Raw genomic sequence first — 551 nt, forward strand, 5'->3', positions numbered from 1 at the left:
AGACGATGGCTGCGTCGCCTGCCATGCGCGCCTTGCACACGAAGCGCAGGCAGGTGGCCGTGGCATCCAGCGTGGTGGTCGCGGGCGCGATGCTGTGGCTGCTGGCGGCCCAGCGTGCGCATGCGGCGGGCGAGACCGAGGAAGCGACCACCGTGGCAGCAGCGACCACGGCCAACCCCGAACTGCTGCCCACCAACGATCCCTGCGGTAGTTGCGGCAACAGCAGCGGCAATAGCAACAGCAACAACAGCAGCAGCGGCAACGGCGGCAACAGCAGCGGCAACGGCAACAGCAGCAACAGCAACCAGCTCGCACAGGCCGCACGCCCCCCGGCCGGCGCGGCCATGCCGCAAGATCTGCCGCGCACACCCGCGCCACCCCCGACCTTCCGCCTCAACGACATCCGCCTGAACGGCGCGCAGGCGCTCTCGGCCGATGAACTCAAGACGGTCACCCAGCCCTACATCGGCCGCGACGTGGCGCTCTCCGACCTGGAAGCCCTGGCCAAGGCCATCACCGACCTGTACCGCGCACGCGGCTACTTCCTGGCG

1 protein-coding gene is annotated in these 551 nt (G+C 69.7%); it reads left to right on the forward strand.

From position 1 onward, the window contains the following. Positions 1-152 precede the first annotated feature (152 nt). A partial coding sequence (locus tag HCU76_RS37080) for a POTRA domain-containing protein (RefSeq protein ID WP_371319971.1) occupies positions 153-551 on the forward strand: 399 nt, incomplete at its 3' end.

This window comes from Variovorax sp. dw_308 (genome assembly GCF_019207085.1).
In the GTDB taxonomy this organism is placed as follows: Bacteria; Pseudomonadota; Gammaproteobacteria; order Burkholderiales; family Burkholderiaceae_C; genus Variovorax.